Annotated in this window: 25 protein-coding genes; 11 read left to right on the forward strand and 14 right to left on the reverse strand. The window is 65.9% G+C overall.

Annotated features, from left to right (window positions below):
* Positions 1-55: 55 nt before the first annotated feature.
* From ACQP0C_RS08575 to ACQP0C_RS08590, 4 genes are all read right to left on the reverse strand, one after another.
* A complete protein-coding gene (locus ACQP0C_RS08575; RefSeq protein ID WP_433734479.1) occupies positions 56-1,426 on the reverse strand; it encodes a phosphomannomutase/phosphoglucomutase in 1,371 nt (456 codons plus the stop codon).
* Between the two features lie 60 nt (positions 1,427-1,486).
* On the reverse strand, positions 1,487-1,867 hold the full coding sequence (locus tag ACQP0C_RS08580; RefSeq protein WP_420772684.1) for a DUF3499 domain-containing protein: 381 nt from the start codon (positions 1,865-1,867) through the stop codon (positions 1,487-1,489).
* Between the two features lie 96 nt (positions 1,868-1,963).
* Positions 1,964-2,443: a metallopeptidase family protein gene (locus tag ACQP0C_RS08585; RefSeq protein ID WP_169338101.1), complete on the reverse strand. Its 480-nt coding sequence runs from the start codon at positions 2,441-2,443 to the stop codon at positions 1,964-1,966.
* Positions 2,444-2,641: 198 nt separating this feature from the next.
* On the reverse strand, positions 2,642-2,875 hold the full coding sequence (locus tag ACQP0C_RS08590; RefSeq protein WP_029901515.1) for a WhiB family transcriptional regulator: 234 nt from the start codon (positions 2,873-2,875) through the stop codon (positions 2,642-2,644).
* Positions 2,876-3,403: 528 nt separating this feature from the next.
* Here ACQP0C_RS08590 and cofD point away from each other — a divergent pair.
* From cofD to ACQP0C_RS08605, 3 genes are read left to right on the forward strand one after another with little or no spacing between them, the layout of a single operon-like run.
* Complete coding sequence (gene cofD, locus ACQP0C_RS08595) at positions 3,404-4,402, forward strand: 2-phospho-L-lactate transferase (RefSeq protein WP_355176996.1); 999 nt, start codon at positions 3,404-3,406, stop codon at positions 4,400-4,402.
* Positions 4,403-4,419: 17 nt separating this feature from the next.
* Positions 4,420-5,787, forward strand: coding sequence for a coenzyme F420-0:L-glutamate ligase (locus ACQP0C_RS08600; RefSeq protein WP_433732250.1), 1,368 nt, complete (start codon positions 4,420-4,422; stop codon positions 5,785-5,787).
* Between the two features lie 31 nt (positions 5,788-5,818).
* The gene (locus ACQP0C_RS08605; protein ID WP_433732252.1) at positions 5,819-6,337 is read left to right on the forward strand and encodes an NUDIX hydrolase; all 519 of its coding nucleotides are present in this window, start codon (positions 5,819-5,821) and stop codon (positions 6,335-6,337) included.
* A 90-nt stretch (positions 6,338-6,427) separates the two neighbouring features.
* Here the strand turns inward: ACQP0C_RS08605 and ACQP0C_RS08610 are convergent, their stop codons facing one another.
* From ACQP0C_RS08610 to ACQP0C_RS08630, 5 genes are all read right to left on the reverse strand, one after another.
* Positions 6,428-7,498, reverse strand: a complete 1,071-nt coding sequence (locus ACQP0C_RS08610; RefSeq protein WP_433732254.1) for an alkane 1-monooxygenase — start codon at positions 7,496-7,498, stop codon at positions 6,428-6,430.
* Positions 7,499-7,776: 278 nt separating this feature from the next.
* The gene (locus ACQP0C_RS08615; protein ID WP_433732255.1) at positions 7,777-8,397 is read right to left on the reverse strand and encodes a TetR/AcrR family transcriptional regulator; all 621 of its coding nucleotides are present in this window, start codon (positions 8,395-8,397) and stop codon (positions 7,777-7,779) included.
* Positions 8,398-8,514: 117 nt separating this feature from the next.
* Positions 8,515-8,697 carry a rubredoxin gene (locus ACQP0C_RS08620; RefSeq protein ID WP_433732257.1) on the reverse strand — a complete coding sequence of 61 codons (183 nt, stop codon included), beginning with the start codon at positions 8,695-8,697 and terminating at the stop codon, positions 8,515-8,517.
* Positions 8,694-8,867, reverse strand: a complete 174-nt coding sequence (locus ACQP0C_RS08625) for a rubredoxin (protein WP_433732259.1) — start codon at positions 8,865-8,867, stop codon at positions 8,694-8,696. The genes ACQP0C_RS08620 and ACQP0C_RS08625 overlap by 4 nt, the downstream gene beginning before the upstream one ends.
* Positions 8,868-8,869: 2 nt before the next feature.
* Positions 8,870-10,108, reverse strand: coding sequence for an alkane 1-monooxygenase (locus tag ACQP0C_RS08630; protein ID WP_433732261.1), 1,239 nt, complete (start codon positions 10,106-10,108; stop codon positions 8,870-8,872).
* 421 nt (positions 10,109-10,529) lie between these two features.
* On the opposite strand from ACQP0C_RS08630, the gene ahcY reads away from it, so the two are divergent.
* The 7 genes from ahcY to hpf all read left to right on the forward strand — a co-directional run bounded on the left by ahcY (position 10,530) and on the right by hpf (position 19,027).
* Positions 10,530-12,014: an adenosylhomocysteinase gene (gene ahcY, locus ACQP0C_RS08635; protein ID WP_433732263.1), complete on the forward strand. Its 1,485-nt coding sequence runs from the start codon at positions 10,530-10,532 to the stop codon at positions 12,012-12,014.
* 67 nt (positions 12,015-12,081) lie between these two features.
* Positions 12,082-12,723, forward strand: coding sequence for a dTMP kinase (locus ACQP0C_RS08640; RefSeq protein WP_433732265.1), 642 nt, complete (start codon positions 12,082-12,084; stop codon positions 12,721-12,723).
* 78 nt (positions 12,724-12,801) lie between these two features.
* Positions 12,802-13,479: an MtrAB system response regulator MtrA gene (gene mtrA, locus ACQP0C_RS08645; protein WP_433200345.1), complete on the forward strand. Its 678-nt coding sequence runs from the start codon at positions 12,802-12,804 to the stop codon at positions 13,477-13,479.
* Between the two features lie 74 nt (positions 13,480-13,553).
* On the forward strand, positions 13,554-15,383 hold the full coding sequence (gene mtrB / locus ACQP0C_RS08650; protein ID WP_433734480.1) for an MtrAB system histidine kinase MtrB: 1,830 nt from the start codon (positions 13,554-13,556) through the stop codon (positions 15,381-15,383).
* Positions 15,384-15,385: 2 nt separating this feature from the next.
* The gene (gene lpqB, locus ACQP0C_RS08655; protein WP_433732267.1) at positions 15,386-17,203 is read left to right on the forward strand and encodes an MtrAB system accessory lipoprotein LpqB; all 1,818 of its coding nucleotides are present in this window, start codon (positions 15,386-15,388) and stop codon (positions 17,201-17,203) included.
* A 226-nt stretch (positions 17,204-17,429) separates the two neighbouring features.
* The gene (locus ACQP0C_RS08660; RefSeq protein WP_433732269.1) at positions 17,430-18,074 is read left to right on the forward strand and encodes a ComF family protein; all 645 of its coding nucleotides are present in this window, start codon (positions 17,430-17,432) and stop codon (positions 18,072-18,074) included.
* A 263-nt stretch (positions 18,075-18,337) separates the two neighbouring features.
* On the forward strand, positions 18,338-19,027 hold the full coding sequence (hpf, locus tag ACQP0C_RS08665; protein WP_433734481.1) for a ribosome hibernation-promoting factor, HPF/YfiA family: 690 nt from the start codon (positions 18,338-18,340) through the stop codon (positions 19,025-19,027).
* A gap of 115 nt (positions 19,028-19,142) precedes the next feature.
* On the opposite strand, the gene ACQP0C_RS08670 is transcribed toward hpf, so the two are convergent.
* The 3 genes from ACQP0C_RS08670 to ACQP0C_RS08680 form a co-directional block, all read right to left on the reverse strand.
* Positions 19,143-19,667 (reverse strand): hypothetical protein, encoded by a 525-nt coding sequence (locus ACQP0C_RS08670; RefSeq protein ID WP_433732271.1) that lies wholly within the window; start codon positions 19,665-19,667, stop codon positions 19,143-19,145.
* Positions 19,668-19,738: 71 nt separating this feature from the next.
* Positions 19,739-20,155: a hypothetical protein gene (locus ACQP0C_RS08675; RefSeq protein ID WP_433732273.1), complete on the reverse strand. Its 417-nt coding sequence runs from the start codon at positions 20,153-20,155 to the stop codon at positions 19,739-19,741.
* Between the two features lie 12 nt (positions 20,156-20,167).
* A complete protein-coding gene (locus ACQP0C_RS08680; protein ID WP_433732275.1) occupies positions 20,168-20,872 on the reverse strand; it encodes a helix-turn-helix domain-containing protein in 705 nt (234 codons plus the stop codon).
* A gap of 347 nt (positions 20,873-21,219) precedes the next feature.
* Between ACQP0C_RS08680 and ACQP0C_RS08685 the strand changes: the two genes are divergently transcribed.
* Positions 21,220-22,512 (forward strand): acetyl-CoA C-acyltransferase, encoded by a 1,293-nt coding sequence (locus ACQP0C_RS08685; RefSeq protein WP_433732277.1) that lies wholly within the window; start codon positions 21,220-21,222, stop codon positions 22,510-22,512.
* Positions 22,513-22,641: 129 nt separating this feature from the next.
* Here ACQP0C_RS08685 and bluB read toward each other — a convergent pair whose 3' ends face one another.
* Together bluB and ACQP0C_RS08695 are read right to left on the reverse strand one after the other, a co-directional pair.
* Positions 22,642-23,277: a 5,6-dimethylbenzimidazole synthase gene (bluB, locus tag ACQP0C_RS08690; RefSeq protein ID WP_433734482.1), complete on the reverse strand. Its 636-nt coding sequence runs from the start codon at positions 23,275-23,277 to the stop codon at positions 22,642-22,644.
* Between the two features lie 156 nt (positions 23,278-23,433).
* Positions 23,434-24,681 (reverse strand): fatty acid desaturase family protein, encoded by a 1,248-nt coding sequence (locus ACQP0C_RS08695; protein ID WP_433732279.1) that lies wholly within the window; start codon positions 24,679-24,681, stop codon positions 23,434-23,436.
* Positions 24,682-24,753 lie beyond the last annotated feature (72 nt).

Here is a 24,753-nt window from a genome sequence, read left to right on the forward strand (position 1 = left end):
CAGTCGTCGAATCCTGAGCATGTGATTCCATTCCGACGTAATTCCACTATCCCAGTCAGGAGCGGACGATGCTCAGGATCTCGGTTACGAGTGCGTCTACTTCCTCCGTTGACCGGGCCTCGACGTTCAGTCGCAGCAACGGTTCGGTATTCGACGCGCGCAGATTGAACCAGGCGTCATCGGCGAGCTGAACGGTGACCCCGTCCAACCGGTCCACCGAAACGGCCCGATCCCCGAATGCCTCCACCACAGCCATCGTCCGCTCCTTCGCGTCCGCCACTGTCGAGTTGATCTCGCCGGACGCCGCATACGTTTCGTACGACGACATGAGCTCCGAGATCGGCCGATCCTTCTCGCCGAGCGCGGCAAGCACGTGCAAGGCCGCGAGCATGCCGGAGTCGGCGCCCCAGAAATCGCGGAAGTAGTAGTGCGCGGAGTGCTCACCGCCGAATACCGCGCCGGTGGCCGCCATCTCCTGCTTGATGAACGAGTGGCCGACCCGGGTGCGCACCGGAGTGCCGCCGAGCTCGTGCACGAGTTCGGGGACCGCGTGCGAAGTGATGAGGTTGTGGATGATGACCGCGCCGGGCTCCTTGGCCAGCTCCCGCTCGGCGACCAGTGCGGTGATCGCCGATGGCGAAATCGGGTCGCCGTTCTCATCGACCACGAAGCAGCGGTCGGCGTCGCCGTCGAAGGCCAGGCCGATATCGGCGCCGGACTTGCGGACCAGATCCTGCAGATCGACCAGATTCTTCGGGTCGAGCGGATTGGCCTCGTGGTTGGGGAACGAGCCGTCCAGTTCGAAGTAGAGCGGCACCACTTTCAGTTGTGCCACGGTGCCGAGCACCTCGGGCACGGTGTGTCCGCCCATGCCGTTGCCAGCGTCCACCGCGATGGTGAGCGGGCGGATATCGTCGAGATCGACCAGCCCGCGCAGGAACTTCGCATAGTCGGTCAGCAGATCGAGCGTCGTGGCGCTGCCCGGGGTGCCGTCGTAGCCGGGGACGCCGTTGATCACCTCGTCCTTGATGGTCGCCAGGCCGGTGTCCTGGCCAACCGGAAGCGCTTTCGCGCGGCACAGCTTGATGCCGTTGTAGCGGGCCGGGTTGTGGCTGGCGGTGAACATCGCGCCGGGACAGTTCAGGCGACCGGAGGCGAAGTACAGCTGATCGGTCGAGGCGAGGCCGATGTGCACCACGTCCAGGCCCTGGCCGAGCGCGCCGTCGGCGAAGGCGGCGGCGAGTTCCGGTGAGGATTCACGCATGTCGTGCCCGATGACCACGCGGGTCGCGCCCTCGGCGCGCATCAACCGCGCGAACGCGGCACCGACATCCTTGACGAATTCACCGTCGATCTGTTCACCGACGACACCGCGAACGTCATACGCCTTGATCACCGCGTTCACGAATTCGGCAGAGCGGGCCACTGTCATGGTGACCACACTAGTGGCTCCCACCGACGCCGCTGACACGGTCCCGCCCCGACCTCAGTTGGGCGGGTCCGGCAGGACTCGAAGGTGTCCCCGGCGGCCGGTGCGGGTGGCGCGCGGCGGGGGCGGAGCGTAGTCGGAGTAGCCACGCTGGTCGTGCTCCGGGGGACGGCGGCGCAATCCGGCCTCGCGGACCGCTTCGGCCAATGCCGTCAGATCGTCGTCATCCGGTGTGCTGGAAGAGAATCCGCCCTCGTGGCGCACCATCTCCCAACCCTTTGGCGCGGTGATGCGGGAAGCATGTGTTTCACACAGATCCCAGGAATGCGGTTCGGCCACCGTCGCCAGTGGCCCGACCACCGCGGTCGAATCGGAGTACACGTAGGTGAGCGTCGCAACAGCGGGATTCTTGCAACCTGGTCGGCAGCAACGACGCATGGGGATCACGCCGATGAGAGTAACCCCCTCGACGCCGCGATGTGCTCAGACACGCTAAGGATTCGGCGTTTTCGGGCGCGAGTTCACCCGGCGTGGCTACGCGCCCTCGGGATCGATGATGTCCGGATCGACACCGAGATAGGTGGCGATCTGCTGGACGAGCACCTCGCGCAGGAGGTCGACGAGATCGTCCGGATCGCCCGCGCGCAGTTCGAGTGGCTTGCGGAACAACACGACTCGGGCCCGGGTGGCCACGCCGTGCCGGTCCACACCGGCCGGTATGAGCCGCGACAGCGGCACCGGTCCGTCGGCCACCACCTCATCCGGCCAGGTAACCGAATCCGGGTGCAGCGGACGGATTTTCGGCACATCGTCGACCGCGATATCGAGTTTGGTCAGCCGATCGTGCCAGCGGGTGTCCAGCGGTGCGAAGGCCTCGAGGACCAGTCGGTCGAACTGCTGTCCCCTGGTGCGCCACGCGGGCACGGTCGGTGGGAGCATCGGCCCGCGCACCCCGCGCCCACGGCGGATCACCGAACGTGCGGTCGGTGGACGACGGTTACGTGAACGGGCCATGACTAAAACTTAGGCCAATTTGCCGCCCCGTACCTTCGCCGCCCCATTCGGCGCCGCGCTGGCGCGTCGGCGGCCGATGGTGCGGTACGGGGTTCGACTTCTGGACGTGCCCCCGGAGTCACCCATGCGCCAGCGAAGCAGTTGTCGGGTCGACGACGCGCTGTGCTCGCGGGCAACTCCGGGGCATGCCCCAGGTCTCTAGCCGATGCCGCGCTTCAGGCGGCGCCGCTCCCGTTCGGAGAGGCCGCCCCAGATGCCGAAGCGTTCATCGTGTGCGAGTGCGTATTCCAGGCACTCGTCGCGTACCTCGCAGCCCATGCAGATCCGTTTGGCCTCACGGGTCGAGCCGCCCTTCTCGGGGAAGAACGCCTCCGGATCGGTCTGTGCGCACAGGGCACGTTCCTGCCACTGCTCCTCGATGGATTCGAACATCTCATCGAAGCCCGTCACGACCAAGCTGAGCCGGGGTGCTGTCACTCCGTCGGTCATCTCGGGCTCGATCCGATCCGGTTCGATCCGACCGATCTCTGCGCAGACGCCACGTGCTGCGCCTGCTGTGGAATCGGTTTGCGATACGCCGCCCGGCATGCCCGAAGGGGCCAGCTCATTGGCCATCGCTCCGCCTCCTCACTGTGTGTTAGCGCAGATTGATTCTTTCCGTCGGACCAACACGCACACCGACGGCCGTACCCCGCGACGTTGTCCCGCGGACATCCCCGAGCTTGCCATCCCGGTGCGAACACCTGTTCGAAAAGCTGTCCGCGCCTTGAACTCTCGCGCGAACCCGAAATGACATGACTGTGATTAGACACGCCGGACGTGTCGATGGTCAAGCCGCCGTCGCAATTCCGTTACTATCCGCAACCGCATTCCATAGCTGATCTTGAACGCGGAATAGCAAATAAGCAGCAAATGCAGGGTGAACCGCGGCCGCTCCGGCAGCGCATAGGCTGTGTCGATGTGACTCCACAACAAGCGGACACCGCACCCGCCAGTGGCCCCAAGATCGCCGTCCTGGTGGGCGGGGTCGGCGGGGCGCGCTTCCTTCAGGGCGTCCGCGAACTGCTGCCCGATGCGGATGTTTCCGCCATCGTCAATGTCGGCGACGACGTCTGGATGCACGGCCTCCGAATCTGCCCCGACCTCGATACCTGCATGTACACCCTCGGTGGTGGTATCGATACCGAACGCGGCTGGGGCCGGGTCGCGGAAACCTGGCATGCCAAGGAAGAACTCGCCAAATATCACGCCCAGCCGGATTGGTTCGGTTTGGGGGATCGCGATATCGCCACACACCTGGTTCGGACCGAAATGTTGCGTGCCGGGTACCCGCTCTCCGCGGTCACCGAGGCGTTGTGCAACCGGTGGCAACCGGGTGTAAAACTCATCCCGGCTACCGACGATCGCTGCGAAACCCACGTTGTTGTCAGTGACCCCGACAACCCTGGCGAACGGCGCGCGATCCATTTCCAAGAGTGGTGGGTTCGCTACCGCGCGGACATCGAGACGCACGGATTCGCCACAATTGGGGCGGATGAGGCCAAACCGGCACCAAATGTGACGCAGATCATAGCGGAGGCCGACGCCGTGCTGCTGGCCCCGTCCAACCCGGTGGTGAGCATCGGCGCCATCCTCGCGGTGCCCGGTATCCGCGGTGCGCTGCGCACCACCGAGGCCAAGGTGATCGGCATCTCCGGCGTGATCGACGGGAAGCCGTTGCGCGGGATGGCCGATGAATGCCTTTCGGTGATCGGCGTCGAGACCACCGCCGAGGCGATCGGGCGCTACTACGGCGCACGCTCGGCCACCGGCATCCTGGACGGGTGGCTGATCCACACCACCGATACCGCGGATGTGCCCGGTGTGGAGGTGCGCAGCGTGCCATTGCTGATGACCGATCCCCCGACCACCGCGGAAATGGTCCGGGAGGCGTTGGATCTGGCGGGAGTCAAGCCGTGAGTCAGGAAGGTGACGGTATGACCGAGCGGACCGTCGATGCGAACGGACCCGTCGACCACGCGGCCGGGGAGTTGCGCATTCTGCCGATCACCGGACTGCCGGAGTTCCGGCCGGGTGATGACGTGGGCGAGCACATCGCCGCCTGCGCGCCGTGGCTGGCCGATGGCGACATCCTGGTCGTCACGAGCAAGATCGTCGCCAAGGCGGAGGGACGCATTGTCGAGGCGCCGCTGGATCCCGAGGAGCGCGACAGCGCCCGCCGGGCCCTGGTCGAACAGGAGGCGGTGCGCGTGCTCGCGCGCAAGGGCCGCACGCTGATCACCGAGAACAAGCTCGGCATCGTGCAGGCCGCCTCCGGGGTGGACGGATCCAATGTCGAGCAGGGCGAACTCGTCCTGCTGCCCGCCGATCCGGACGGGAGCGCCAAGGCGCTGCGGACCGCGCTGTCGGAGCGGCTCGGCGTACAGGTCGCGGTGCTCATCACCGACACCATGGGCCGGGCCTGGCGCAATGGCCAGACCGATACCGCCATCGGCGCATCGGGTCTGCGGGTGCTGCACGACTATGCGGGCGCGATCGACGGACAAGGCAATGAACTGCACGTCACCCAGGTCGCGGTGGCCGACGAGTTGGCCGCCGCCGCGGATCTGGTGAAGGGCAAACTCGGCGGCGTCCCGGTCGCCGTGGTGCGCGGGCTGTCGGTGACCGATGACGGATCCTGCGCCGCGGACCTGTTGCGCGGCGGCATCGATGACCTGTTCTGGCTCGGTACGGCCGAGGCGATCGAGCGGGGGCGCGCCGAGGCGCTGCTGCTGCGTCGTTCGGTCCGTCAATTCGCCGACACCCAGGTCGATCCGGAAAGCATCCGCGCCGCGGTCGCCAAGGCGCTCACCGCGCCGGCGCCGCATCACACCCGCCCGGTGCGCTTCGTCTGGGTCCGCAAGCCCGGACTGCGCCGGCAACTGCTGGAGGCCATGGCCGAGCGGTGGCGGGCCGATCTGACCGCCGACGGGCTCGACCCGGAGCGGGTGGAACGCCGAATCGCGCGCGGCCGAATCCTTTTCGACGCACCCGAGGTGATCATCCCGTTCTGCGTGCCAGACGGTGCGCACGACTATCCGGATGAGCGGCGGCGCGGTAACGAACGGACCATGTTCACCGTCGCGGTGGGCGCGGCCGTGCAGGGCCTGCTCGTCGCGCTGGCCACCGAGGGCATCGGCAGCTGCTGGATCGGCTCGACCATCTTCGCCTCGGAAATCACCCGCGACGTGCTCGGCCTCGCCGACGACTGGAATCCCCTCGGCGCCATCGCCATCGGTCATCCGCTCGAGGAACTGACCCCCCGCCCGGTCTTCGGCCCCGGCCCCGGTCTGGTCGAGCTGTGAGCGTTCGGGAATTCGCTCTCGGAGTGGACGAGTGAGCGCCGGTTCGCTACACGCCTCGGCGACGGCGCTGCTCGAATCGTGGCGGCCCGCGACGGACACCGACGCATCGCTGCGAGAGGCGATGCTGGCATTCCTCGGATCCGCACCGCGCGGATGTCTGCGTGAGCACGCACCCGGTCACATCACCGCCTCGGCCGTGGTCTTCTCCCATGACGGGCGCGAGGTCCTGCTGACCCTGCATCCGCGCGTCGGCCGCTGGATCCAACTCGGCGGGCACTGCGAGGAAGGTGATGAGACGGTGGCCGCCGCCGCGCTGCGCGAGGCCACCGAGGAGTCCGGTATGACCGGCCTGTGCATGGATCCGGAACTGTACGGCGCACAAGCGCATCCGATCACCTGCTCGCTCGGCCGCCCGACCAGGCATCTCGATCTGCTGTTCCGCGTCGTGGCACCGGCCGGTGCCGTCCCGATCCGCAGCCACGAGTCCACCGACCTGCGCTGGTGGCCGCTCCACGCGCTGCCCGACAACGCCGACGTCCTGCTGCGCTGATCGGCGGGACATCGGCCGCCCTAGTGGTTGCCTCGTGAGTTCTCGGCACCAGCCGGGAAGCCGCGAGGCGACCACGGATCATCCGGTGAACTACGCGGTCACGCCGTAAGTCGTCAGGATCCGGCGGCGCTTGCGCGGCTGAATATTCGCCAGGGTCACGTCGCCGCCGTAATGGGCCAGTACGCGGTGATCCATGATGGCGCGCCAGAGCGGCGGGATGGCCGCGAACGCGATCATGGACAGATATCCCGCGGGCAGCTGCGGCGCCTGCATCGAACTGCGCAGGGTCTGATAACGGCGGCCCGGATTGGCGTGGTGGTCGCTGTGCCGCTGCAGGTGGAACAGAAAGATATTGGTGACCAGATGGTCACTGTTCCAGCTGTCCCGCGGCGAGCAGCGGACGTAGAGGCCATTGGGGCGGCGCGCTCGCAGCAGTCCGTAGTGCTCGATGTAGTTCACCGTCTCCAGCAGCATGACGCCGATCACCGCCTGCAGCGCCAGATACGGCAGCACGTGCCAGCCGAAGACCGCGAGCAGCGTGCCGAACAGCACCACGCTCATCGCCCACGCCTGCAGGATGTGATTGTCCAGACTGAACCAGCGTTTGCCCTTGCGGGTGAGGCGCTCGCGTTCGAGCCGGATGGCGGAGCGGTATCCGCCGGAAATGCTGCGCGGCAAGAACTCCCAGAGCGATTCGCCCAGCCTGGCACTGGCCGGATCCTCCGGCGTCGCCACCCGCGCGTGATGGCCGCGGTTGTGCTCGACGAAGAAGTGTCCGTATCCGGACTGCGCGAGCGAGATCTTGGCCAGCCAGCGCTCCAGATGTTCGACCCGATGCCCGAGTTCATGCGCCGCGTTGATGCCGATACCGCTGACGAACCCGAGAGTCGCTGCGAGCCCGAGCTTGTCGACCACGGTCAAGTCGTCGCCCGCCCACATATAGCTGGCGATGAGTAGGCCGATCAACTGGACCGGCAGGAACAGGTAGGTGCACCAGCGGTAGTACCGGTCGTTGGACAGCAACTCGTAATCCTCATCGCGCGGATTGGTGCCGTCCACACCGACGGCCCAGTCCAGCACGGGGATAACGATCAGCACGATGATCGGCCCGATCCACCAGAAGACCGGCGCACCGGTATGCAGGACCAGCTGTGATGGCAACAATGCGATCGCAGGAGCGACCAGTCCGAGGACCCATAGGTGGCGTTTAGGGTCGGGAGACCCCGCCGGTTTGCCAGCCGTTTGCACGTTTGCCCCGCTAAATAAGTACCCTAACTCCGACGCATGACAATACATACAGACTTTACGACCGTTACACAGCGGCTCGCCGTCGAAAGATCACAGCAGTTACATGCCTTCCGGTTGGTTTTTAAGCACCTTCACATGCAGCCCCGATCACGGCACACCTACCGCAAACCGTCAATTTCCCAGGAGTGGGGTCAGTGCTGTTCTTGCGCCGCCAGAATCGCCTCGACGTACGGACTGAAAACGGCACTCAATTCGGCGGGCGCATTGCGCCCGGGCGCGGGCGGCGTCGGGATATAGCTCAGCGCGATCCGCACCAAAGCCTGGGCCAGCACATCGGATTCGGTGGCCGTCGCCTGCACCCAGCTGTGCTGGAAGGCGATCGACAGCCGTGCGGTGGCATGTTCGAGCAACGGCTCGGCATCAAGGGTGATGAGCCGCAATAGATCCAGCTTCACCTCACCGGCGACCAGTGACCGCACCAGCGGATCGGCGGCGGCCGCTTGGAAGAAATCGCGCAGCCCCTCCTCGAATGCGGCGCGCGCGTCGTGAATATTGCCGTCGATCGCGGAGCCGACATGATCGACGAGATCGTCGGCAAGGCGCAGGGCGTAGGACTGCGCCAGCCCGGCGCGCGAACCGAATTCGTTGTAGAGGGTCTGTCTGCTGACCCCGGCCCTGGTGGCCACATCTCCCAGGGTGATCTTCGACCAGTCCCGCTCGGTCAGCAGCTCGCGCATCGAATCCAGGACAGAGGTGCGCAGGAGTTCCCGCGCCGCCTCCTGATAGGAAAGCTTGGGTCTGATCTGCGTCACTCCCGGGTCCCTCCGTGGTTACACTTCGCTCCCGCCTCCGGGACCGTCGCTCGCACCGCGGGGTCCGGTGCGCGGCATACCCGCGAGGTTGTCACGGGTGGTTGCCGCAGTCAAAATTCACGACCGTTCGATCTCGACCATGTAGAAATCGGCCTTGGCCGCGCCGCAGTCCGGACAGGTCCAGTCGTCCGGAATATCGTCCCAGCGGGTGCCCGGCTCGATTCCGTCCTCCGGCCAGCCCTTGGCCTCGTCGTATTCGAAACCGCACTGGATGCATTGGAACAGCTTGTATTCAATCATTTCGGAACTCCCAAGGGTTCGAAGTCGATCTTCTCGCGCACACCGCAATCGGGACAGCACCAGTCCTCGGGAACGTTCTCCCACGGCGTGCCCGCCGGAAACCCTTCGTGCGGTGCGCCTTTCAGCTCGTCGTAGACGTAATCGCAGACGGGGCAACGAAATCTGCTCACGATCACGCCTCCGCGCCGGGCGTACCGTAGCGCGCGATCACCTTGTCCCGCTTGCCCGGATGGATATTGGCACGGGTGATGTCGCCGCCGTAGTGCGCGATCACCCGCTTGTCCATCACGCGCCGCCACAGCGGCGGGAAGTAGGCGAGCAGGATCATGCTGGCGTAGCCGCTCGGCAGATTCGGCGCACCGTCCCAACTGCGCAGCGTCTGGTAGCGCCGGGTCGGGTACGCGTGATGATCGCTGTGTCGCTGCAGGTGGTACAGGAAGATATTGGTGACGATGTGGTCGCTGTTCCAGCTGTGCACCGGGGCGGGCCGCTCGTACCGGCCGGATGTAGTGCGCTGGCGGACCAAGCCGTAATGCTCCAGATAGTTGACCGCCTCCAGCAGGCTGAAGCCGACGATCGCCTGCAGGATCAGATACGGCAGTAGGCCGATTCCGAATACCGCGAGCAGCACCGCGTACAGCGCCAACGACATCAGCCAGGCGCTGAGCACTTCGTTCTGCAGGCTCCACGGCTTCTTGCCGTGGCGCTCGAGCCGGGTCCGCTCCAGGCGCCACGATGAGATCAGGCTGCCCCAGACCGTGCGCGGCCAGAAGGCCCAGAATGTTTCGCCCACCCGGGAACTCGCCGGATCCTCCGGCGTCGCGACGCGCACGTGATGGCCGCGGTTGTGCTCGATGTAGAAGTGGCCGTAGAACGACTGGGCCAGGGCGATCCGCGACAGCCAGCGCTCCAGATCGACCTTCTTGTGGCCGAGTTCGTGCGCGGTATTGATGCCGATACCGCCGATCATGCCGACGGTGATGGCCAGGCCGATCTTGTCGATGATGTGCAGTCCGCCGTCGATGCCGAGCCAGCTGAGGTGGTCCGCCGTGATCAGGTAGGCGCCCATGATCAGCGTCGCGTACTGGAACGGCAGGTAGAGGTAGGTGAGGTAGCGGTAGTACTTGTCGTTCTCCAGGTACTCCATCACCTCATCCGGCGGATTGTCACCGTCCGGGCCGAAGAAGATATCGGCCAGCGGGATCACCACATAGACCAGCACCGGGCCCAGCCAGAACGGCACCTGGGCCAGTCCGTGCCAACCGAATTCGTTGAACGCCCAGATCAGCGGCAGGCCGATGGTGAAAAGGCCGGTCGGCGCGAACAGCCCCCACAGCCATAGATAGCGCTTGCGGTCGCGCCAGTCGGTCGCCTCGACCCGAGGGCCGGAGGCATGAGTTTCCGTGGACATCGTTGTCTCCTCATCAAAGCGGCCCATCACATGTGATGCGCAGTACCACTTATGGTTGACAATAGAGATCAATCTGTCTCTAGTCTAGACAAATAGGACAATTTGTAAAGACTGGCGGAAACGGCAAACCGGACGAATCGGAAGTCGTCGGTGGCTGATGGGATGCGCTGTCGCACAACGCCCGCGCGCGGTTCGTGTTCGATCAATGCCTACACGCGGTGAAGTCGGTGTCGGCCGCGCGCAAAAGCGGCCTGGCAGAGTGGGTGCAACCGATCCGGACGACGCGGAAACCCACGGTCGAGCCGCACCGGCGTGAGTGTTGGACGTCCGAGAAGGACGGTGTCTACCAGCGTCAACGGCTGGCGGGCACGCTGTAGCCTTGTTTCGGTACTGACGAACCAGGAGAGGCTGATAGAGGCAGATGACGACCTCAGAACTTCCCGCACGCACGTCCCTGACCGCCGATGTCCGCAATGGCATCGATTACAAGGTGGCGGACCTGTCGCTGGCCGAATACGGCCGCAAGGAGATCCGCCTCGCCGAACACGAGATGCCCGGCCTGATGGCGCTGCGCCGCGAGTACGCGGAGGTGCTGCCGCTCGAGGGGGCGCGCATCTCCGGTTCGCTGCACATGACCATCCAGACCGCGGTGCTGATCGAGACCCTGACCGCGCTCGGCGCCGAGGTCCGGTGGGCCTCGTGCAACATCTTCTCCACCCAGGACCACGCCGCGGCGGCCGTCGCTGTCGGCCCGCACGGCACCGTGGACGAGCCCAAGGGCACCCCGGTCTTCGCCTGGAAGGGTGAGACTCTGGAGGAGTACTGGTGGGCCGCCGAGCAGATGCTGACCTGGCCGGGTGAGCCCGCGAATATGATCCTCGACGACGGCGGTGACGCCACCATGCTCGTGCTGCGCGGCGCGCAGTTCGAGAAGGCCGGTGTGGTGCCGCCGGAGGACGAGGACCACTCGACCGAGTACAAGGTCTTCCTGAACCTGCTGCGCGAGCGCTTCGAAACCGATAAGACCAAGTGGGGCAAGATCGCCGAATCGGTGCAGGGCGTCACCGAGGAGACCACCACCGGCGTACTGCGGCTGTACCAGTTCGCGGCGGCGGGTGAGCTGGTGTTCCCGGCGATCAATGTCAACGACTCGGTCACCAAGTCCAAGTTCGACAACAAGTACGGCACCCGCCATTCGCTCATCGACGGCATCAACCGCGGCACCGATGTGCTGATCGGTGGCAAGAAGGTATTGATCTGCGGCTACGGCGATGTCGGCAAGGGCTGCGCGGAATCGCTTGCGGGACAGGGCGCCCGGGTGCAGGTCACCGAGATCGATCCGATCAACGCATTGCAGGCGCTGATGGACGGCTACGACGTCGTCACCGTCGAGCAGGCGATCGGCCAGGCCGATATCGTCATCACCTCGACCGGCAATAAGGACATCATCGCCCTCGACCACATGAAGGCGATGAAGGACCAGGCCATCCTGGGCAATATCGGTCACTTCGACAACGAGATCGATATGGCGGCGCTGGAGCGTTCCGGCGCAACGAAATTGAATATCAAGCCGCAGGTCGACCTGTGGACCTTCAAGGAGTCCGGCAAGTCGATCATCGTGCTGTCCGAGGGGCGGTTGTTGAATCTCGGCAATGCGACCGGACATCCGTCGTTCGTGATGTCGAACAGCTTCTCCAACCAGGTGATCGCCCAGATCGAGCTGTGGACCAAGCCGGAGGAATACGATAACGAGGTCTACCGCCTGCCCAAGCACCTGGACGAGAAGGTCGCGCGCATCCACGTCGAGGCGCTGGGCGGCACGCTGACCAAGCTCACCAAGGATCAGGCCGAGTACATCGGCGTCGATGTCGAGGGCCCGTACAAGCCCGACCACTACCGCTACTGAGTAGGGTTACCCGTCGGCCCGATATGGGCCGACGGGCCGAGGCGGCAACTGATTTGGCGGAGGATTCGTGCTGATTGCGGTGGAGGGTCTCGACGGCGCCGGGAAGCGGACGCTGATCGATGGCGTTGCCGCGGAGCTGCGCGCGAAGGGCCTGCGCGTGGAAACGCTCGCCTTTCCACGCTATGAGCGGTCGATCCACGCGGATCTCGCGGCCGAGGCATTGCGTGGTGGCCAAGGCGATCTCGCCGATTCGGTACACGGTATGGCGCTGATGTTCGCGCTGGATCGGGCGGACGCGCGTGATGAGTTGTCGAAGCTGTTGGCCGACAATGACATCGTGATCCTGGACCGCTACGTGGCCTCCAACGCCGCCTATTCGGCCGCGCGCATGCAACAGTCGGCCGACGGTGAAATCGTCCGTTGGGTGGGCGAATTGGAGTTCGGTCGCTTGGATTTGCCGGTGCCGACGCTGCAGCTGTTGCTGGACGTGCCGACCGAGGTCGCGGCCGAGCGTGCCCGGCTGCGTGGCGAACTCGACCGGACCCGTGCTCTCGATGCCTACGAGCGCGACGGCGGTCTGCAGCGGCGCACCGGCGAGGTGTACCGTGAGCTGGCCGAACGGGACTGGTACGGGCCGTGGTGGAGATACCGATCCGGTGACGATCCGGCGACGCTGGCTGCCCGAGTGGCCGAAATTGTTGCCGGATAAGGTTGGATGTGCGGCGGGATTGCACCAGTGTTGGCGTGGCGGCCCGTTCCGAGCCCGAGAGATGACAACATAGTAATTATGAAGCCGAAGATTCTGGTCGTCGACGACGATATGGCACTCGCTGAGATGCTCACGATCGTCTTGCGCGGGGAAGGGTTCGACCCGCATGTGGTCGGCGACGGCACGCAGGCGCTGGCGGCGGTTCGTGAGCTCCGCCCCGATCTAGTGCTGCTGGACCTGATGCTGCCCGGCATGAACGGCATCGATGTATGCCGGGTGCTGCGGGCCGACTCGGGAGTTCCGATCGTCATGCTGACGGCGAAGACCGATACGGTCGACGTCGTGCTCGGTCTGGAGTCCGGGGCCGACGATTACATCGTCAAGCCCTTCAAACCGAAGGAGCTCGTCGCCCGCGTGCGTGCCCGCCTGCGCCGCACCGAGGAGGAGCCCGCCGAACTGCTCTCCATCGCCGATATCGTCATCGATGTGCCCGCACACAAGGTGACCCGCGGTGGCGCGCAGATCTCGCTGACGCCGCTCGAGTTCGATCTGCTCGTCGCGCTGGCCCGCAAGCCGCGCCAGGTCTTCACCCGTGAGGTGCTGCTCGAGCAGGTCTGGGGCTACCGGCACGCCGCCGACACCCGTCTGGTGAACGTCCACGTGCAGCGGCTGCGGGCGAAGGTCGAGAAGGATCCCGAGAACCCGGAGATCGTGCTGACCGTCCGCGGCGTCGGTTACAAGGCCGGACCCCCGTGATCGGAGGCGACGCGGATCGTTCGACCGCCTCGCCCACGGTGGTGCAGCGTATCGAACGATCCCTCGCGCCGGTGGTGGCTTGGCTCAAGGAAGTCGGCAGCGCACTCGGCCATGTATGGCGGCGTTCGCTGCAATTGCGCGTCATCGTGTCCACACTCACGCTGTCGCTGATCGTCATCACGATCCTCGGCGTGGTGCTGACCAGTCAGATCACCGACCGCCTGATCGACGCGAAGATCAACGGCGCGGTCGAGGAGATGGATCGCGCCCGCAACACAGTGCAGAGCCAGCTGGCCGGTGTGCACGACGTCGGCGCCCAGCCGCAGCGGCTCGAGGACGCCCGCAACGCACTGTCCAACCGTGGTGGCACCGGCCAGTCCTCCGGTGCCGCAGGCAGCTTCGATTCGGCTCTGAGTGTCACCGGAGGGATGCCGCCGCGGCAGATCACCCGCGGCCCGATCGACGAGGTCCCCGACGAACTGCGCCGATTCGTGCAGCGCAACCAGGTCAGCTACCAGTTCGCCACGGTCGCGGATCCCGACGGCTATCACGGCCGGGCGCTGATCATCGGCAGCCCGAGCGCGGAGATTCCGACGCTGCAGATCTATTTGATCTTCCCGCTGGCCAACGAGGAGCGCAGCCTGTCGCTGATGCGCGGCACCATGATGATCGGTGGCGTCGTGCTGCTGGTGCTGTTGGCCGCGATCACGGCGCTGGTCACCCGGCAGGTGGTGCTGCCGATCCGCTCGGCCGCCCGGATCGCCGGCCGTTTCGCCGACGGCAGGCTCAAGGAACGCATGCTGGTGCGCGGCGAGGATGATATGGCCCGGCTGGCCCAGGCCTTCAATGAAATGGCCGAAAGTCTGTCCAATCAGATCAGTGAGTTGGCGGAGTTCGGAAATCTGCAGCGTCGCTTCACCTCCGACGTCAGCCATGAACTGCGGACCCCGCTGACCACCGTCCGCATGGCCGCCGACCTCATCCACGGCAGCAGCGACGATCTGGATCCGGCCCTGGCGCGCAGCTCCGAACTGCTGGTCACCGAACTCGACCGGTTCGAGGGGCTGCTCAACGATCTGCTCGAGATCAGTCGCCACGATGCCGGTGTGGCCGAATTGCAGGTCGAATCGCTCGACGTGCGGATGTGCGCGCGGGCCGCGATCTCCACCGTGCGGCATCTGGCCAAGGAGTCCGGTGTCGAGGTCGTCATCGATATGCCGGAGGAGCCGCTGGTCGCCGAGGTCGACCCGCGCCGGGTGGAGCGGGTGCTGCGCAATCTGCTCGCCAATGCGATCGACCACAGCGAGGGCAAGCCGGTGCTGATCCGGATGCGTGGCGATGTCGAGGCCAATGCGGTCGCGGTGATCGTACGCGACCAGGGTGTCGGCCTGCGGCCCGGTGAGGAGAAGCTGGTCTTCAACCGGTTCTGGCGCTCGGACCCGTCCCGCATGCGGCGTTCCGGCGGCACCGGACTCGGTCTGTCGATCAGCGTCGAGGATGCGAATCTGCACGAGGGCAAGCTCGAGGCATGGGGCGAAATCGGCATCGGCGCGAGCTTCCGGCTGACCCTGCCGCTGGTGCGCGGGAAGAAGATGGGCGCGAGCCCGCTGCCGCTGGAACCGGTGCTGCGCAAGGCATTGACCGCGCCGCGGGTCGATCCCGAACCGGTCGATCCGCAACCGGCCACCGAGGGCAATGTCACGGACCTGGCTTCGGTGATCCGAGCCGAGACGAACGGTGCCCCCGATTCAACGGACACCGATTCGGAATCGGACGGCGTCGCGCCGAGCGCCAGCGATGGCGTGGGATCGGTGGCCGATGCGGCCGCCTCCGACGGCGACAGCGCCGAACCGCGGCGGGCCGGGCACAGCGTGCCCGGTGACGGCGGGAACGTACAGTCATGAGGATGCGTAGCTGGTATCCGAGGCGCACTTCGCTGCGGCTGTCCGCGCTCGGCGCGGCGGCGGCCGCGGCGTTGCTGGTGCTCACCGGATGCGCGAGCCTGCCGGAATCCTCCGCGCCGCAGGCGCTGGGCACCATCAATCGCCAGCCCACCTCCGACGGCCCGCCGCCGCCCATCGCCGGTCGCGATCCGGACCTGCTGCTGCGCGACTTCCTGCAGGCCACCGCGGATCCGGCCAATCGGCACCTGGCCGCGAGGCAGTACATGACACCGTCGGCGTCGGCGCAGTGGGACGATGCCGCGGGCACCTTGATCGTGGACAAGGCCGATACGCTGCGCGAATCGCGCTCCGGCGATAGAGCGACCTACGTGATCCGGGCGCACAAGGTCGGCGAGCTGGCCGCCGACGGCGCCTACCGTGCCATCGACGCGCCGCTGGAAAACAAGATCGAGATGACCAAGGTCGACGGCGAGTGGCGCATCGATGAGCTGCCCGACGGCGTGGTGATGGAGCAGACCGCGTTCGCCAAGTCCTACCGCCGCTACGTGTTGTACTTCGTGGACCCGTCCGGCACCGCGGTCGTTCCGGATCTGCGCTGGATCTCGGTGGCCAAGAACCAGCTGGCCCAGCGGCTGCTCAGCCTGCTCACCGAGGGCACCCAGCCCGCACTCGCCTCCGTGGTGCGCAATGAACTCGCGCCACCGGTGACCCTGCGCGGCCCGATCACCAAACCCAATAACGACGACAACGATGTCGGTGTGGGACTCGGCGGGGTGCGCGTCGATTTCGCTGGCGCGTCCGGACTGTCCCCGCGCGATAAGGAGCTATTGGCCGGCCAGGTGGTGCTCACGCTGGCGGGTGCCGAAGTCCTCGGCCCGTACATGCTGCTCGCCGACGGTAAACCGTTCGACGATCGCTTCGCCGCCAACGGCTGGTCGGTCGCCGACGTCGAACAGCTCAGCCCGGTCGTGTACGGGCGCAACCAAATCGGGCTGCACGCCCTGCGCAACGGTTCGCTGGTACAGGTCACCGACAGCGGGATGGTCACACCGCCCGGTTACTTCGGTGCGGTGAACAATCTGCAGTCGGCCGCACTCTCCCCGGACGGCCAATTGGTCGCCGCGGTCGCCGATGCCGGACGTCCGCCACCGTTGCCGCCGCGCACGCTGATGGTCGGCAGCTACGGCGGCAATGCCTTCCCGGTTGCCGAGGGTTCGACCATCAGCCGACCGTCCTGGAATGCCGACGGCACCGCCGCCTGGGCCGTGATCGATGGTGAACGGGTCATTCGCGCGGTCAACGATCGTGCCACCGGAACCGTCTCGGTGCAGGATGTGGATATCTCGGCGCTGATGGCCTCGGCGCAGAGTTCGGCGCTGCGGCTGCCGATTACCGAATTGCGGGTCTCGCGCACCGGTGTGCGTGCGGCGCTCATCGCCGACGGCAAGGTCTATGTCGCGGTGGTCGAACGGCGCCCGGACGGCAAGTACGCGCTCACCTCGCCGCTGCAGCTAGCGCTCACACTCAGCACACGGGCGGTGTCGCTGAGCTGGCTCACCGCCGAAACCATCGTCATCGCGAGGGAGGGCAATGTCGATCCGCTGACGACCGTTTCGATCGACGGATCGCAGCCGACCCCGCAGATCAGCCAGAATCTGACCGCGCCCGTTCGGGTGGTCAGTGCCTCGCCGGAAGCCGAGTACGTTGGAGATTCGCGCGCGGTGCTCCAGCTCCAGTACAGCGACCAGACCGCGGACCGCTTCTGGCGCGAGGTGCCTGGCCTCAATGGTGAGAACTCGGTCCCTGTACTGCCGGGCTGAGATCTCGATCGATGGCTTGCGTTCCGCTGAAAACCGACGTTTCCAGGGGATTAGCCGTCGATAATCGATGGCGCTATCAGTAGCGTACTTCGTCGTCAGGAGTGGCGTAAATGGCTCTGCTGCAACGGAATCGGCGCATTGCCGACTGATCCCGCGTTGGGAAGCGGTTGGTTTGTGGCCGACTCGGTCGGTGAGGTCTGTCGGTGGGTGGGCGCAGACTCATGCGATGCGGACACTGCTCGATCTGATCCTGCCGATGGACTGCGCCGGATGTGGGGCGGTCGGGGTCGGCTGGTGTGGCGAATGCGCGGCGACGCTGGCCCGGCCGCCGGTGCGGGTGCGACCGCGCACCGATCCCGGTGTGCCGTGCTGGGCACTCGGCCCGTACGCGGGTCCGGCGCGACGGGCGGTGCTCGCGGTGAAGGAGCGCGGGCGACGCGATCTCGCGCAGCCGTTGGGGCTGGCGCTGGCGACCGGTCTGACGCGGCTGCGCGCCGGTTCGCGGCCGCTGATACTGATCCCGGCGCCGAGTCGGCGGGCGGCCGCGCGACGTCGCGGCGGGGATCCGGTGGTCCGGACCGCGCAGGCGGCGGCGGGGTGGCTACCGGATTGCCGAGTGGTACCGATGTTGCGGGTGTGGTGGGGTGTGCGGGATTCGGTGGGCTTGACAGTCAGTGAGCGCCAACACAATATGCGCGGTCACGTGGTGGCCGTGCCACGTGCCGACGCCGTACCGGAAATCCCGGTGAAGGCCGAGGTCGTGCTGGTCGATGATGTGCTGACGACCGGCGCGACGGCCCGCGAATCGGTTCGTGCCCTCGGCCGGACGGGGGTGCCGGTATGTGCCGTGCTGGTGACGTGTTCGGCTTGACTCCGGGAAATTTGCGTGAACACTGGCGGACCGCCCGTTGGCGTACTAGCGTCGCGATCACACACCCGAACCGGGAGTTTGGAGGTGGCGCCTCGGACATCATGTGCCGAGAGAGTGTCTATCGGCACGGCTAATCCCGCCGCACGCACGTTGGTCTGTGCGGCCATATCCGGGAGGTACGCGTGACGACTTCTTCACGACCTTCAGTGAAAGTTGCCCCCTCTGTCAAAGAGGCCCAGTCGTCGGTGCTGGCTGACAGCACCTTGGAGGAGACAGCCGAACCCGTAGCGGACCGACCTCGAGCGCCTCGCGGCGATGTCGTGGTGAAGGGCCGCAATGTCGAGGTTCCCGACCATTTTCGAATTTACGTCGCGGAGAAACTCTCCCGTCTCGAGCGCTTCGATCCGTCGATCTTCCTTTTCGATGTCGAGTTGTTCCACGAACGCAACCGTCGTCAGCGCAAGGCCTGCCAGCGTGTCGAGATCACCGCGCGCGGCAAGGGCCCGGTCGTCCGAGCGGAGGCCTGTGCGGACAGCTTCTACGCTGCCCTGGAATCGGTGACCGGAAAGCTGGAGAGCCGATTGCGCCGCACGAAGGATCGGCGCCGGGTGCACTATGGGGACAAGACCCCCGTATCGGTGGCCGAGGCTACCGCTGATCTGATCGACGATTCGCTGTTCGCGCCGCTGAACGAGACCGCCGTGGCACACGAACATCCCGAGGTCGAGGGCCGTCGGCCCGCCGAAACCGAAGCCGAGGATTACGCGGCCGGTCCCGGCCACATCGTGCGGACCAAGGTGCACAGTGCGACCCCGATGTCGGTCGACGATGCGCTCTACCAGATGGAGCTCGTCGGCCACGACTTCTTCCTATTCCAGGACAAAGAGACCGACCGACCGTCGGTCGTCTATCGTCGCCACGCATTCGACTACGGCCTGATCCGGCTCGCGTAGGCTCCCCCCGCTTCTCCGGGCATTCAGCCGATGAGCTGGGTGCCCGGAGATTTTGCATTGTGGAAGCTGTTGTCCGGATCAGGATGGCTTCCCGGCGTCGTTGTCGTGTGGGGGATCAGCGTCGTCGGTCTCGGAAAAAGGTTCTGTGCAGCAAGGAATCTCGGCGTTGCGGGCGCATGGCCGCCAACATGACCAGGTCGGCGAAGGTCTCCGCATCGCGTTCGCGCGCGGATTCATAATCGCTGCGCCCCAGCACATATGCGATGGACTCCGGGGATATCGATGGCAGCAATTCGGCGATGGCCGACAGCGGTCGGGGGGTCGGCGCGGATGTCTCGGTCGCCGATTCCGGTCCGTGGCCGAGCAGCATATGGCCCAGTTCGTGGACGATGATGTGCTCGGCATGCCATTCGGTGGTGTCGGCGCCGTAGACGATGATGTCGCTGTCGCGCTTGGCAATCCACAGACCGCTGCCGGTGCCGCAGCCGGTGCCGGCGAGCAGTGCGGTGTCCACCGGTTGCAGGGTGATGGTGCGGCCTCGATGCTCGGCGACGGCATCGAGGTAGGTGCTCAGATTCCAGGGGGACGGTATCGGTACGTCCCGGGATACCTCCCGGAACCGGTTCTCCATACCGGGCATTCGTGGATCTCCTACAGCGCTGCGGGTAGCTCACGATGCTACCCAGCCGTCGGAAACTGCCCGCTCCGCGGTCACCGCGTGGGTTGGTCCGTGCTTTCGATGAGTGTGGTCAACGCGGTGAGATCGACATCGGAGCCGCGCAACGCGATGCTGGCGACATTGGCGTCGCGCATGGTGGCCAGCAGTTCGAGTTCGCGATCGATCGCGGCCGCCGCGGCGCCGGTGGTGGTCAGATAGTCCGCGCTCACTCCGAAGCAGTGGGCGATCGCGGCGAGCAGGTCGGATTTGACTGGTGTGGAGTCGAATTCACCTCGGCGCAACCGGTCGAGCTGGGCCGCCGGGATGGTGCGGCCCAGCTGGGTGCCGACCTGTTCGGCGACCGAGGCGGTCGTGCGCTCTGGCTCCGAACGCGGGTGCACGGTCGCGAAAAGTCGATTCACCTTGTGGCTGAGCGTTAGTCGCGCTCGTTTCGTCGCATCGTCGGTCATCTGCGTTGCCCTCTACTGCTTGCCGTTTCGAATCGCTGCCGCACCCGGATTGGCCGCCAGCCAGCGCGCGCGGAATCTGGCCTCGGTGCTGGCGTCCACATCCTCCACGCGCCCGGCCAGCCAGCGACGATAGCGGCGTTCCAGCAGTTCGGCGGGATCGCTCGATTCGGCCGGCACGTCCAGCAGATGGGAGAACGCCATGGCGACCAAGGGGTGCAGGGGGCGACCCGGGCCGCCGTTGCGTTCCAGCATCGCGGTGGCATAGCGCGCGGACAGTCGAGAGACGACGTCGTTCAGCTCCGAAATGGCCAGCAGCAGTTGGGGTTCGGTGGTCCGGACGCGTTCGACCGCGTCGTTGAGCCGACCGGAAGCCGCGAGCAGACCGGTCAGATCCGATATTTCGAAGCGGATCGAATCGGGTCCGGAGACGATCGACTCGTCGGTGCTCGCGGTAGGCGCCGCGCCCTCGCGCGCGGTCGGGTCGCCGCCCGCGTAGGTGCGTGCCGCACTGCCGGGCAGCCAGCGCAGCGGCGCGTCGAGTTTGTTCAGGGTGTGCGTGCTGATCGCCGCGTCGCCATCTTCGATTTTGCGGATCGTCGGCGCCGAGGGCCCTCCCAGATCACCGATCTGCATCTGTGTCAGGCCGAGTTCGTCTCGGCGCTCCTTGATGATTCGGCCGAAGCGCTTATGTCGCGACAGCTCCGAAGGGCTCTGCATAGTGAGGCTCATGCTAGAGCGCTTTTGGGTCAAAAGACAACTTCATAGAAAAGATTTGAAAAACTAATGGAAAGATTGCTATCGTTCCCTTGCGCCGGAAAGAGTGTCGACGTCGGCCTTGCGGTTCCGGAACGAGCAGGGGCGTTCGCCGGGACGGGCGCTTCCGGTCTGTAGCGCAACGGCGCGCCGCAGGCCGGGACCGGTTGAGCGCAGGCTCGTTTCGGGTGTACCGGCGGCCCGGCTCAGCGGCATCTGGAGGGGATCGCTGAGCCGGGTACGTCGGGCCTGGACCTTGAACTTACTTCCGAGTAAGTTTGTGGGGTAGGTCTCTCGAGGAGGACAACCCCATGGCTACCAATGCTGCTCGCCGTGCTGTCATCGTCTCCGGTGCGCGTACGCCGTTCATCAAGGCGTTCACCGATTACACGCGGATGGATTCGATCGCGCTGGCCGATGCCGCGGTGCGCGGGCTGTTGGAGCGGACCGGGCTGCCCGGCGCGCAGGTGCAGGCCATGGTGTGGGGCGGGGTGATCCTGCCGAGTGCGGCGCCGAATATCGCGCGCGAGATCGCCTTGGATCTCGGTCTCGACGCCGGGTGTGAGGGGTACACGGTGACGCGGGCGTGCGCCTCCGGACTCCAGGCGGTCACCTCGGCCGTCGCGGCGATCGAGCGCGGCGAATACGACATCATGATCGCCGGCGGCAGCGATTCGACCAGCAATGCGGAGGTGAAGTTGCCGCAGAAGCTGGTGCACGCCGGGGCGCCGCTGGCACTGGGCAAGCCGAAGCCGAAGGACTACCTTGCGGCGGCGCGTCAGCTCGCGCCGTTCACCGATCTGCTGCCGAGCCGACCGAAGATCGCCGAACGCACCACCGGTGAGGTGATGGGGGAGTCGGCGGAGAAGATGGCCCGCATCCACGGGATCAGCCGCGCGGATCAGGATGAATTCGCGGCGCGTTCGCATCACCGTGCCGCCGCGGCCATCGATTCGGGTCGCTTCGATGACGAGGTGCTGCGGGTGCGCACGCCGGACGGCGCGGATATCACCCGCGACGGATTGGTGCGCGCGGGTACCAGCGTCGAGAAGTTGGCGCGGCTGCAGCCGGTCTTCGCCCGCGACGGCAGCGTCACCGCGGGCAATGCCAGCCCGCTGACCGACGGTGCGTCGGCGGTGCTGCTGATGAGTGAGGAGACCGCGCATGCCCTCGGCTATCGGCCGCTGGCCGCGTTCCGGTCCTGGAGCTATGTCAGCGTCGACCCGACCGACCAGGTGTTGATCGGTCCGGCCATCTCCATGCCGCGCGCCCTCGATAAGGCCGCAATGTCGCTGGGCGATATCGATTTCGTCGATATCCACGAGGCCTTCGCCGCCCAGACGCTGTCGGTGCTGGCCGCACTGAACAGCGACGAGTGGGCCAAGAACCGTCTCGATCGCGATAGCGCCGTCGGCGAGGTCGATATCGACAAACTGAATGTGCACGGCGGCTCGGTCGCACTCGGCCATCCGTTCGGGGCGACCGGCGCGCGCATGGTCACCACAATGGCCAACGAGTTGGCCCGCACCGGCAAGAACGCCGCCCTCCTCGGCATCTGCGCAGCTGGTGGCATCGGCGCATCGGCGGTGCTGGAGCGCGTCTGATCACCGCGTGTGCGATCAGTGACAACTGATTTCGTGAGGACATGGGTAGCTCGTCGGGAACGCCCAAAACTCACTTGGCACTCGACGTAGGACCTGAACGCGACGTGCGCGGCACCCAACTTGTATGGCCTAAAGGCGCGGAGAGGCGGGGGAGTAGGTTTCGTGGTGGACGGCGTCGGTCAGGGGGCGGCCGGTGCGCCAGCCGAAGCGTTCGAGGTCGGGGACGCGTTGGAATTCGTGTACCGGGCCGATGCACAGCCAGGCGACGGGGCGGATGCCTTCGGGTAGGGCGACCAGGTCGGCCAGGAATTCGGTGTCGTAGAACGAGACCCAGCCGACGCCCACCTGCTCCGCGGTCGCGGCCAGCCAGAGGTTCTGGATGGCCAGGACCGTCGAGTAGATGCCGGTTTCGGGGACGGTGGCGCGGCCGAGGACCTGCGGGCCGCCGCGGTGGTGGTCGTAGGTGACCACGATGCCGGTGCCGCTCTCGGTAATGCCCTCGATCTTGATCGGTTCGAAGGTCGCTGCCCGCTCCGGCGGCAGTCCATCCCGGAATTCGACCCGCTTCTGCGCGACATGCTCCGCGAACTTCCGCAGCGTTGCATCCTCGCGCACCACGACGAAGTCCCACGGCTGCGAATTGCCGACACTGGGCGCGCGGTGTGCGGCATCGAGTATCCGCAACAGCGTCGCATCATCGACGAGGTCACCGGTGAATTCGGCCCGCACATCCCGCCGCATCCGAATGGCGTCGTAAACGCTCAGATCTTCCGCACACACGCCCTCAGTCAACCAGCCGCAACCCGCGCTCCCGTCGAGGCCCGGGCAGACACTGCGAGCGCATCGGCCGCGAGCCGATATGCCCGTCGAAAGGCGAAGGCGCCCACGGACTTCCGTGGACGCCTTCGTTGCGACTGTGCGTCAGCCGATCGGCAGGGCCCGCCGCGCGATCCGGCGACGGCCCTGCTTCAGTGCGGTGCGCAGGCCGCGGCGCTGGCCGGTCACCGGGTCGAAGCTGGGGGCGGTATCACCCTCGAACTTGCGCTCCGAGGCGGTTTCGGGGGCATCGTCGGCGGTCGCGCGCAGGTACTTGTTCGGCAGCGACAGCTTCAGAATGGTGCGCCAGGACTTGAAGTACTGCACCGGAAGCGAGCCGGTGGTGTAGGGCAGGTCGTACTTATCGGCCAGTTGCCGCACCCGCACCGCGATCTCGGCGTAGCGGTTGCTCGGCAGGTCCGGGAACAGGTGATGTTCGATCTGGTGGCTCAGGTTGCCGGTCATGAAGTGCATGAACGGGCCGCCGGAGATATTGGCGCTGCCGAGCATCTGGCGCAGGTACCACTGGCCCTTGGATTCGTTATCGATATCGGCCTTGGTGAACTTCTCCGCACCGTCGGGAAAGTGGCCGCAGAAGATCACGGCATTGGTCCAGACATTGCGGATGATATTGGCGGTGAGGTTCGCGGTGAGCGTCGAGACGAACGCGGGCCCGGTCAGCAGCGGGAACAGCAGGTAGTCCTTGCCGATCTGCTTGCCGATCTTGACCAGCACTTCCTTGCGCTTGACCTCGAATTCGGCCCGCTCGGGCGAGTCCGACTTGTACCGGCCGACCTTGCCCAGCTCGAGATGCTGCACCGCGACGCCGAATTCGAAGAACATCTGCAGCAGCAGGTTGTAGACCGGGTTGCCGATATTGAACGGCTTCCAGCGCTGGTCGCGGGTGACGCGCAGCAGGCCGTAGCCGATGTCGTCGTCCATGCCGAGCACATTGGTGTACTTGTGGTGCAGGTAGTTGTGCGTGTGCTTCCAGTGCTTGGACGGGCCGGTGTTATCCCATTCCCAAGAGCTGGAGTGGACCTCGGGATCGTTCATCCAGTCCCACTGCCCGTGCATGACGTTGTGCCCGATCTCCATGTTCTCGATGATCTTGGCGGCACTGAGCAGGGCGACACCGGTGAACCAGGCGGGTGGCAGGAAGCTGGCGAACAGCACCGCGCGGCCGCTGATCTCGAGCGCGCGCTGCAGCCGGATGACATTGCGGATGTACCGCGCGTCACGAGCACCGCGCGAGGCCTCGATATCACGGCGGATCGCGTCGAATTCCGCGCCTAGTGCCTCCACATCGGCCTGTGTGAGGTGCGCGTATTCCTTGACATCCGAGATCGCCATGGCGGTTACAGTACCGTAAGTTACGAGACCGTAGGTTACCGGGACCGTCTCCGTGATGTGGTTTATCCCGCA

It is taken from the genome of Nocardia sp. CA-129566 (genome assembly GCF_050956075.1).
GTDB lineage: Bacteria > Actinomycetota > Actinomycetes > Mycobacteriales > Mycobacteriaceae > Nocardia.

Bases quoted from the DNA above. Each gene is read 5' to 3' on its own strand.
- ACQP0C_RS08670 (WP_433732271.1), bottom strand. From the start codon at position 19,667: ATGCCCGGTATGGAGAACCGGTTCCGGGAGGTATCCCGGGACGTACCG.
- ACQP0C_RS08580 (WP_420772684.1), bottom strand. From the start codon at position 1,867: ATGCGTCGTTGCTGCCGACCAGGTTGCAAGAATCCCGCTGTTGCGACG.
- mtrA (WP_433200345.1), top strand. From the start codon at position 12,802: ATGAAGCCGAAGATTCTGGTCGTCGACGACGATATGGCACTCGCTGAG.
- ACQP0C_RS08590 (WP_029901515.1), bottom strand. From the start codon at position 2,875: ATGTTCGAATCCATCGAGGAGCAGTGGCAGGAACGTGCCCTGTGCGCA.
- ACQP0C_RS08620 (WP_433732257.1), bottom strand. From the start codon at position 8,697: ATGATTGAATACAAGCTGTTCCAATGCATCCAGTGCGGTTTCGAATAC.
- ACQP0C_RS08660 (WP_433732269.1), top strand. From the start codon at position 17,430: ATGCGGACACTGCTCGATCTGATCCTGCCGATGGACTGCGCCGGATGT.
- ACQP0C_RS08685 (WP_433732277.1), top strand. From the start codon at position 21,220: ATGGCTACCAATGCTGCTCGCCGTGCTGTCATCGTCTCCGGTGCGCGT.
- ACQP0C_RS08630 (WP_433732261.1), bottom strand. From the start codon at position 10,108: ATGTCCACGGAAACTCATGCCTCCGGCCCTCGGGTCGAGGCGACCGAC.
- ACQP0C_RS08675 (WP_433732273.1), bottom strand. From the start codon at position 20,155: ATGACCGACGATGCGACGAAACGAGCGCGACTAACGCTCAGCCACAAG.
- ahcY (WP_433732263.1), top strand. From the start codon at position 10,530: ATGACGACCTCAGAACTTCCCGCACGCACGTCCCTGACCGCCGATGTC.
- ACQP0C_RS08585 (WP_169338101.1), bottom strand. From the start codon at position 2,443: ATGGCCCGTTCACGTAACCGTCGTCCACCGACCGCACGTTCGGTGATC.
- ACQP0C_RS08695 (WP_433732279.1), bottom strand. From the start codon at position 24,681: ATGGCGATCTCGGATGTCAAGGAATACGCGCACCTCACACAGGCCGAT.
- ACQP0C_RS08600 (WP_433732250.1), top strand. From the start codon at position 4,420: ATGACCGAGCGGACCGTCGATGCGAACGGACCCGTCGACCACGCGGCC.
- ACQP0C_RS08680 (WP_433732275.1), bottom strand. From the start codon at position 20,872: ATGCAGAGCCCTTCGGAGCTGTCGCGACATAAGCGCTTCGGCCGAATC.
- lpqB (WP_433732267.1), top strand. From the start codon at position 15,386: ATGCGTAGCTGGTATCCGAGGCGCACTTCGCTGCGGCTGTCCGCGCTC.